We start from the raw sequence: 8321 nt of genomic DNA, 5'->3' as shown, positions 1-8321 counted from the left end.
ATTTTTTCTACCGAATGTAGTTAAATACGATCTACGGCAGCACCACACGTCACTGAGGACACGGAGCCAGACATGGACAAATTTGCTTTGGACACGAACTATGCCAACACCGGCTTCAACACCAAGCTGGGCTTCGGCAAGACGCCAGCGCTCGTGCTGATCGACCTGGTACAGGCGTACTTCGTGGAAGGTTCGCCGCTATACCACCCGTTGTTCGAGCCAAGCCTTGCGGCGTCGATCCGGCTGAAGGCAGCGGCGCATCGCGCCGGCATTCCGGTGGTGCTCACTCGCCTCGAAGTGCAGAAGGATGGTGTCGGCGGCGGGGTCTTCTTCGAGAAGATCCGACACTCGCTGCTTTCGTTCGAACCCGGCAATCCGCTGGGAGACTTGCCTCCGGGACTGGAAGCCGAACCCTCCGATATCGTCATCTGGAAGCGGTATGCAAGCGCGTTCTTCGGTACGGCGCTCGCGCCGGCGTTGACGACGTTGGGCGTGGATACGGTGCTGCTTGCCGGGGTCTCGACCAGCGGCTGCGTACGGGCGACCTGCGTCGACGCGATCTCACATGGATTCCGGCCCATGGTCGTCCGTGAAGCGGTGGGAGACCGACATCCGGATATCCAGGAAGCCAATCTTTACGACATGAACGCCAAGTACGCAGACGTCATTGGCGAGGAAGAAGCAATGGCGTACCTGACGCAGGTGCGGGCCCGGTGATCGTGACAGGTATGCATCGATTGCATTCGTAACCTAGCAGGAGAAATCTGATATGCAGCAGGAAAAGCTGGTCGCGCTGTTTCAGGAGGAGTTTCGGCGCTGTAAGTTGGATGAATCTGAGACGGCTATCGTCTTGTCGGGTGAGCGCACTCCGGCGGCGATGGCAGATGCCGCCATGCAGGCTATCACCAATCTGGGCGCGCAAGGATTCCGTATGCACATGCCTGCCTCGCGGGCCAGGGTGGGCGCGGAGGAAGGTTCGTACGTCGGGCTGACGCCGGTCACGGGACAAAAGCTCGCCATGGAGACGTTGAAGCAGGCTGATTTCGTGGTCGACCTGCTGCTGCTTCTGCATTCTCCGGAGCAAGTCGAAATCCTGAACGCCGGCACACGCATGCTGCTTGTGGTCGAACCGCCGGAGATCCTTGCAAGCCGGCCGCCGACGGACGCACTGCGACGCCAGATCGAGGCGAGCGAGGAGGTGCTCAAGGGCGCCCGGACGCTGCGCATCACCTCGCCGGCGGGAACCGACGTGGAGATGAAGCTGGGCCAATACCCGGTAATCACCCAATACGGTTACACGGATACCCCGGGACGCTGGGACCATTGGCCCTCCGCCTTCCTCTATACGTGGCCTGACGAGGGCGCGACAAACGGGCGAGTGGTGCTGAACCAGGGGGACTTTGTATGGCCCCTTAATCGGTATCTCGAATCGCCCATCACGCTCACCATTCGCGATGGATACATTCGCAGCATCGATGGCGAGGAAGAGGCCGTGCGGCTTCGCGAGCAGATGGCGTCGTTCAACGATCCGGAAGCTTATGCCGTGTCACATATCGGTTGGGGGGTGGACCCCAGGGCGGATTGGGAAGCCTTGAAGAAGCAGCCGTCAAGCGTCGGCACGGATCCGCGATCGTTCGCGGGGAACATCATGTTCTCCACAGGTCCGAACACGGAGGCGGGCGGGAGCCGGCACACCATCGCGCATTTCGACATGCCGATGCTGGGCTGCACACTGACCCTGGATGGCTACACGGTGGTGCGCGACGGCGAGGTGGTTGGGCCGGCAATCTGAATCGCATGGGCGGCGCCGCGTACCGGCGCTCGTCCGTGGCGGTCATGCGTTGGACCTCATTGCCCGGTGCGTTGTAAGCCGGGAGATGATGGCGACACACTCCATGCTCATAGAGGCTATTGCATGAAAGAAGGAACACGATTCCAAAGTCGCGGCGCGGATCGCCGCGCCAGACTGGCGGCCCGCCTGCGCGACAAGCGTGTGCTGTCGGCTCCCGGCGTTTTTGAGATGGTGTCGGCAAAGTTGGCCGACAGTATCGGCTTCGAGGCGCTGTACATGACCGGCTACGGCACGGTCGCCTCCTACCTCGGCTTGCCGGACGCGGGCCTTGCCAGCTACACCGACATGGTCAACCGCGTACAGCAGTTTGTCAGCGTGACCGACACGCCCATGATTTGCGATGCGGATACCGGTTACGGAGGCTTGCTCAACGTCATGCACACGGTACGCGGCTATGAGGCCGCGGGCGCCAGCGCGATCCAGTTGGAAGATCAGGAGTTTCCGAAGAAATGCGGCCATATGCTGGGCCGACGGGTGATCCCGGCAGAAGCCATGGCTGACAAGATCCGTGTTGCGGCCGAGACCCGGGACGACCCCAACTTCCTCATTATCGCGCGCACCGATGCGCGCACCACACTCGGCCTTGACGAGGCGCTGCGCCGCGGCGAGCTATATGCAAAGGCCGGCGCCGACCTGCTGTTCATTGAAAGCCCGGAGTCGGTCGAAGAGATGGAGCGCATTGGTCGCAGCTTCGACGTGCCATTGGTGGCCAACATGGTAGAAGGCGGGCGCACGCCGGTCCTGAGTCGCGATGAGCTGCAATCTCTGGGCTACGGGCTGGCCATTTTCCCCGCGACCGCTTTCCTGGCGGCCGGAGCGGCCATGGGCAGCGTGTTCCGGAAGATCCGGGAGGACGGGTCCACCGTTGGGCTTGATACGCCCCTCTATGAGTTCCAGAAGTTCTCTGCGCTGATGGGCTTTGATTGGGTCGCTGATTTCGACCGCAATCATGCTCAGGAGTAGTGGCGACTTTTCACGCAAGCAGCAGGCAGTTCGGTACAAGCGTGGCAACTGCGAGGGCAATGGCATCGGCCGCCAGCATGACATGCCGCCCGCCGACGGCCGTAAGGAGGTAATAGCAATGAAGCAAACAACTGACCTCGAGACAGGTTCCAGGCCAGTCACGTGGGGCCATGCATGATGGGAAGGACATTGTTCGACAAGATCTGGGACGCTCATGTCATCAGCGATCTGGGCGAAGGGTGGGCATTGCTTCATGTCGACCGGCATCTTGTCCATGATCTCAATGGCGCTCCGGCGCTTGCGGAACTCGATGCTCGTGACTTGCCAGTGTGCAATCCGGAACTCGTCTTCGCCACGCCGGATCATGTGGTGTCGAGCCAGCCGGGACGCACTGGCAACACTTATGCCGAAGGCAGCCGTCTGTACAACGGACTGCGCGACCGCACCAAGCAAAACCAGGTCCGCCTGTTCGACATCGGCCAGCCCGGACAGGGGATCGTCCACGTCATGGCGCCGGAACTGGGTGTGGTCCTGCCTGGTCTTACCGTGATCTGCGGTGACAGCCATACCTGCACCAACGGCGGGCTGGGGGCTCTGGCTTTCGGCGTCGGCTCATCCGAGGTCGTGCATGTCCTGGCCACGCAGACGTTGCGCCAGCAGAAGCCAAAGCGGATGCGCGTTTGCTGCGAAGGTGCGCTCGCTGTTGGCGTGTCAGCAAAAGACCTGGCCCTACACATCCTGAAGACGCTCGGCGCCACAGCGGGCGTCGGTTATGCCATTGAGTACACCGGTAGTGCGGTGCGCGAACTGGACATTGAAGCGAGGTTGACCTTGTGCAATCTGAGCGTCGAACTAGGGGCCCGCTGCGGCATTGTGGCGCCAGATGACAAGACCATTGCCTGGCTGCGCGGACGGCCGTTTGCGCCGCAAGGCGAGGCGTTCGAGGTGGCCGCAGCCCAATGGCGCTTGTTGGTCAGCGATGAGGACGCGGTATTCGATCGCGAGGAAATCATCGACGTCGCGGAAGTTGCGCCTACGATCACATGGGGCGTAAGTCCCGACCAGTCCATAGCGGTCGATGGCGTTATCCCGGATCCGCACTCCGCACCCGAGCATTTGCGCAAATCCTATGCGCTGGCGCTGGAGTACATGGGGCTCACCGCCAATGCGCCGATCGCAGGGACACCGGTGGACTGGGTCTTCATTGGTTCCTGTGCCAATTCGCGTCTTTCGGACTTGCGCGCCGCAGCCGATGTCGTGCGCGGACGCCGGGTCGCGCCTGGCGTGACTGCCTGGGTCGTGCCAGGGTCTGAGCTCACGCGCCGCGCTGGCGAAGCCGAGGGTCTGCGCGAGGTCTTCGAAGCGGCAGGCTTCCAGTGGCGAGAACCCGGCTGCAGCATGTGTGTTGCGGCTAACGGCGAGCAGGTACCGCCCGGCCGCCGCTCGGTGTCCACCTCCAATCGTAACTTCATCGGCCGCCAGGGGCCCAACGCGCGCACGCACCTGGCCAGCCCTGCAATGGCGGCGGCGGCGGCGATTGCGGGCCATATTGTCGATGTGAGAACCCTGAAACAGGCGCCTGCACAAGGGCCGCAGGCCGGGAGAGCCACCGTATGACCATGCAGCCATTTACCGTCGTCACCGGGCCGGCCGCACCGCTGCTGCGGGCCAATATCGATACCGATGTCATTATCCGCATCGAGCATCTGACGATGTCGTCGAGGAAGGAACTGGGTCGTTATGCCATGGAAGTCCTGCGCTACCTTCCGGATGGCAGTGAAGATCCTTCTTTCATACTGAACCAGCCTGCTTTCCGCGGCGCGCCCATACTTCTTGCCGGACCGAACTTTGGCTGCGGCTCATCGCGCGAGCATGCCGTGTGGGCGCTGCAGGGCGCCGGCCTGCGCTGTGTCATCGCGCCAAGCTTCGGCGACATCTTCTACGCAAATTGCTTCCAGAATGGCGTGCTGCCACTCCGCCTGCCGATGGATGTGGTTCAGGATCTTGCGGCGCAATGCGCTCAGGGCGAGCCGCTGAGCGTCGATTTGCAGGCGTGTAGCATTACTGCGCCAGATGGCCGGGTGGCACCGTTCTCGGTCGACGCACGGCGGCGCGAGATGATGCTGCACGGGTTAGACGAGATCGGACTTACGCTGACCGATGTGGCACGGATACGCGCATGGCAAGCCGCCGACAGGATGAGTCGACCATGGGCCTGGCCAGGCGCGGCTACAGTGCCGGAGCTTCATACTTTCAACATGGCCTCTCCGGTAGCGATATGAAAGAACCTGCCCGCAGCACTATCAAGGCAGCCGATCAGGCGCGACCCAGCTTCGAGCCCGCGACTTCCATCTCTCATGCGGCGATGCTTGTGGACGGCAATGACGAGAAGTTTCGCCATGTGCTGTTCCTCGCAAGGATGTTTGCGGACCGCCTGGTCATGTTTCCCGAGGTCGTCGCTCGCGAGATCGACTTGACCGGCAACCAGTATGTGATCCTGCTGGCGATCGCCCACTCCCGGGGCAAGGGTGGCGCCACGGTGCGCGATATCGCGCACTACGCGCTGATGGCCTCCACCCACGTTACGACGCAAGCCGGCGCCCTCATAAAAAAAGGGCTTGTCGAGAAGCATCCAAACAGCGCCGACGGCCGAAGCGTGCTGTTGCTGCTCACCCGAAAGGGCGAGAAGGCCATGGATTGCATTGCTCCGATCCGCCAGCAGTTCAACGATGCCATGTTCGATGGCGTTTCCCGCCAATCTCTGCTGGCGGCCTCCAAGTTTCTCGAGCAGGTGACGGCAAACAGTGAGCGCGCCCTGCCCTTGCTGCAGAATCCGGAATTGAAAGCCAACGCAGTCAAGCGCACCGGAAAGAATACGAAAGCGGATGCCAGCCAACCGAAGCCGGCTGCCCTGAGCCAACTGGTCAGGGCAAGCAGTCCCATTATGCCGGATATAGATATGAAACGTATGTATATGGAGGCGGGAGCAAGGGAGCGCCGACGCCCGGGCCAGAACCAGTTGCGCTGCCAAGCCGTATCGGGCGCGGTTCCGGACCACTCTATGAACATTTTTCCCAGGGAGACTTGATATGCCACTGCAGCGAAGCAGTCTTGAGTGCGCTGAGGGATGCCGTGATCACCATGCCGCGCTCGCGGCTTCCAAACTCCGGGAGCAAGAATGACAGATACGATGCGACAGGGCCGACACGTGGCGGTCAATGGTGTACGCTTGCACTACGTGAGGTTCGGCCGTGGCCAGGCGCCGTTGGTCTTGTTGCCCGGCATCACGAGTCCGGCTGCGACATGGGAGTTCGTAGCCGAACGATTGGCGGCGTTCTGCGACGTCTACGTCATGGATCTCCGCGGCCGAGGGCTGTCTCAGGGCGGCGCCGAGCTTGGCTATCGCCTGGACGACTATGCCGCGGACATTGAGGGCTTCATCCGGGAGGTAGGGCTAGAGGCACCGGCAGTCCTCGGTCACTCCATGGGCGCTCGCATTGCAGTGCGTCTTGCCGCTCGCTACCCGTCGAGGATCGGCAAGCTCATTCTGGCTGATCCGCCGGTCTCGGGACCTGGCCGTCGGCCTTATCCGATCCCGCTCAGTTTCTACCTCGATTCTCTTGATGCCGTGGGCCGTGGACTGGGTTATGACGAGATGAAGGTTGGCCTGCCCTGGAGCGATGAGCAACTCGAACTGCGCATGGAGTGGCTGCCGACGTGTGACCGCACGGCCATTATCGAGTCGCACAAATCATTCCACGAAGAGGACATCCATCGTGACCTGCCGGACATCGCCGCCGAGACCCTGTTGCTGTATGCGGAGAAGGGGGGGACGGTGTCGAAAGAGGACGCAGATGAAATCACGGGGGCGATGAAAGACTGTCGGAAGGAGCGCATTGATGGCGCCGGTCATATGATTCCATGGGATTGCCTGGAAGCCTTTGTTTCCTCGGTGCAGCACTTCCTCGCTGATTAGCCATTACTTTCCGATCATCATTGCTCTAATGCTATCTCATGCCCGCGAGGACGGCTGGCACGACTGCAAACGCGGTCCCCGTGGGCTGGACTTTGCGCCTGCCATTCGTGGGTTGGCAGCGTTGGTTAGCGGTGTATTGCGAGCGTGCAAATATATACGTAGGGTAGTTACAAAACATACGAAACGTATATTTATGTGCTAGCATACTTCAACCTCGATGCTGCGCCATGCAAGGTCCATCAAGGCAAAGCCGGCGCACCGGCTACCACAGCCTCGTCCGTGCAATCCAGCCGTAGCCAGACGCCCTGAACATTGACCATCGGTGAACGATATGAGTAATCCAACCGTAACTGCAGGCATTCAAAGCCGCTACGTCGGCACAGCCGTCCCGCGACGCGAAGACGAGCGTCTTCTGCGCGGCCAGGGGCGGTACATTGATGATTTGCCCGAGCCATCGGGCCTTCTCTACATTGGATTCCTGCGCAGTTCTTATGCACATGCCATGGTCCGTTCCATCAACGCGGACGGCGCCAGGGCGCTGAAGGGCGTCACCGCAGTCATCACCGGCACCGACCTCGCGGGCTGGACGCAGCCCATGGCAACGCCGGTACCGGGGGACAAGAAGCTGCTGCGCTATAACATGGCGCTGGACCGGGTGCGCTACGTGGGCGAGCCAGTCGCGGCGGTGGTCGCTACCGACCCCTACGTGGTCGAGGACGCGCTCGAGCTCATAGAGGTCGATTACGAAGCATTGCCAACCGTGGTGTCGATCGCGGAAGCGCTGAGTGAAGACGGTCAGCGCTTGTATGACTATCTTCCTGGCAATGTCGTGTTCGAGGCCAAGTATTCGGTCCCAGGGACCGACGAGGCATTTGCTCAGGCAGCGCACGTCTTCGCCGATACATTTTCCAGCACCCGCTTGTCCGGGGTTGCCATGGAAACACGCGGCTTTCTGGCCAGCTTCGACAAGGGTCAGAACAAGCTCACCTTGTGGTCGACCGCACATTTGCCACACAAGGAGCGATGGGAGGTGGCCGACGCTCTGGGCTTACCTGAGAAGAACGTGCGGATCATCTCGCCGGACGTCGGCGGAAGCTTTGGGCTCAAGACGGTAACGCACCCTGAGGTCGTCGCCGGCGCAGCGATTTCGCGCCAACTGGGCCGGCCGGTCAAGTGGGTGCAGGACCGGCAGGAGGATCTCGCGCTGATGCACGGGCGCGACTTCCAGTTCCGCGTCGAACTAGCTGTGGATGACCAGGGAATGATCCTCGCGGTGCGTAACCGGCCTGTCGTCAATGTCGGTGCTTACCCCTTGTGGGTAACAACTGCGGGTCTGGACGCCGCGGGTGCCGGGCATCACATGATGGGGCCCTACAAGGTTCCGTACTATGCCTACGACGCCGTCTCCGTGGTGACCAACACGGCGCCTACCGCGTCGTACCGGGGCGTCGCAGCGCCGATTTGCACCTTTGCGATGGAAAGCCTGCTGACCAGGGCGGCAGAGCAGCTCAAGATCGACCCGGTCGAAAT

At 61.5% G+C, this 8321-nt stretch carries 8 protein-coding genes; all 8 read left to right on the top strand.

The features are described 5' to 3' along the window. The first annotated feature begins 72 nt into the window (after nt 1-72). Nucleotides 73-717, top strand: coding sequence for an isochorismatase family protein (locus AC3WL8_RS39345; protein WP_492380202.1), 645 nt, complete (start codon nt 73-75; stop codon nt 715-717). Nucleotides 718-769: 52 nt separating this feature from the next. Next, on the top strand, nt 770-1792 hold the full coding sequence (locus tag AC3WL8_RS39340; protein ID WP_492380201.1) for a 2,5-dihydroxypyridine 5,6-dioxygenase NicX family protein: 1023 nt from the start codon (nt 770-772) through the stop codon (nt 1790-1792). A 123-nt stretch (nt 1793-1915) separates the two neighbouring features. Next, on the top strand, nt 1916-2815 hold the full coding sequence (locus tag AC3WL8_RS39335; protein WP_492380200.1) for an isocitrate lyase/PEP mutase family protein: 900 nt from the start codon (nt 1916-1918) through the stop codon (nt 2813-2815). A gap of 177 nt (nt 2816-2992) precedes the next feature. Continuing rightward, entirely contained in the window at nt 2993-4432 is a 1440-nt protein-coding gene (gene leuC, locus AC3WL8_RS39330; RefSeq protein ID WP_492380204.1) for a 3-isopropylmalate dehydratase large subunit, read from the top strand. Between the two features lie 2 nt (nt 4433-4434). After that, entirely contained in the window at nt 4435-5097 is a 663-nt protein-coding gene (leuD, locus tag AC3WL8_RS39325; protein WP_492380203.1) for a 3-isopropylmalate dehydratase small subunit, read from the top strand. Further along, nucleotides 5094-5903: a MarR family winged helix-turn-helix transcriptional regulator gene (locus AC3WL8_RS39320; RefSeq protein ID WP_492380199.1), complete on the top strand. Its 810-nt coding sequence runs from the start codon at nt 5094-5096 to the stop codon at nt 5901-5903. Before leuD ends, AC3WL8_RS39320 begins: the two co-directional genes overlap by 4 nt. A 90-nt stretch (nt 5904-5993) precedes the next feature. Beyond that, nucleotides 5994-6791, top strand: coding sequence for an alpha/beta fold hydrolase (locus tag AC3WL8_RS39315; RefSeq protein WP_492380198.1), 798 nt, complete (start codon nt 5994-5996; stop codon nt 6789-6791). A 331-nt stretch (nt 6792-7122) separates the two neighbouring features. Then, a partial coding sequence (locus AC3WL8_RS39310) for a xanthine dehydrogenase family protein molybdopterin-binding subunit (RefSeq protein ID WP_492380197.1) occupies nt 7123-8321 on the top strand: 1199 nt, incomplete at its 3' end.

The organism is Cupriavidus sp. FW305-F7 (assembly GCF_058782875.1).
Note: the sequence above shows the minus strand (reverse complement) of the source record. Positions and strands in the feature narration are given on the sequence as shown.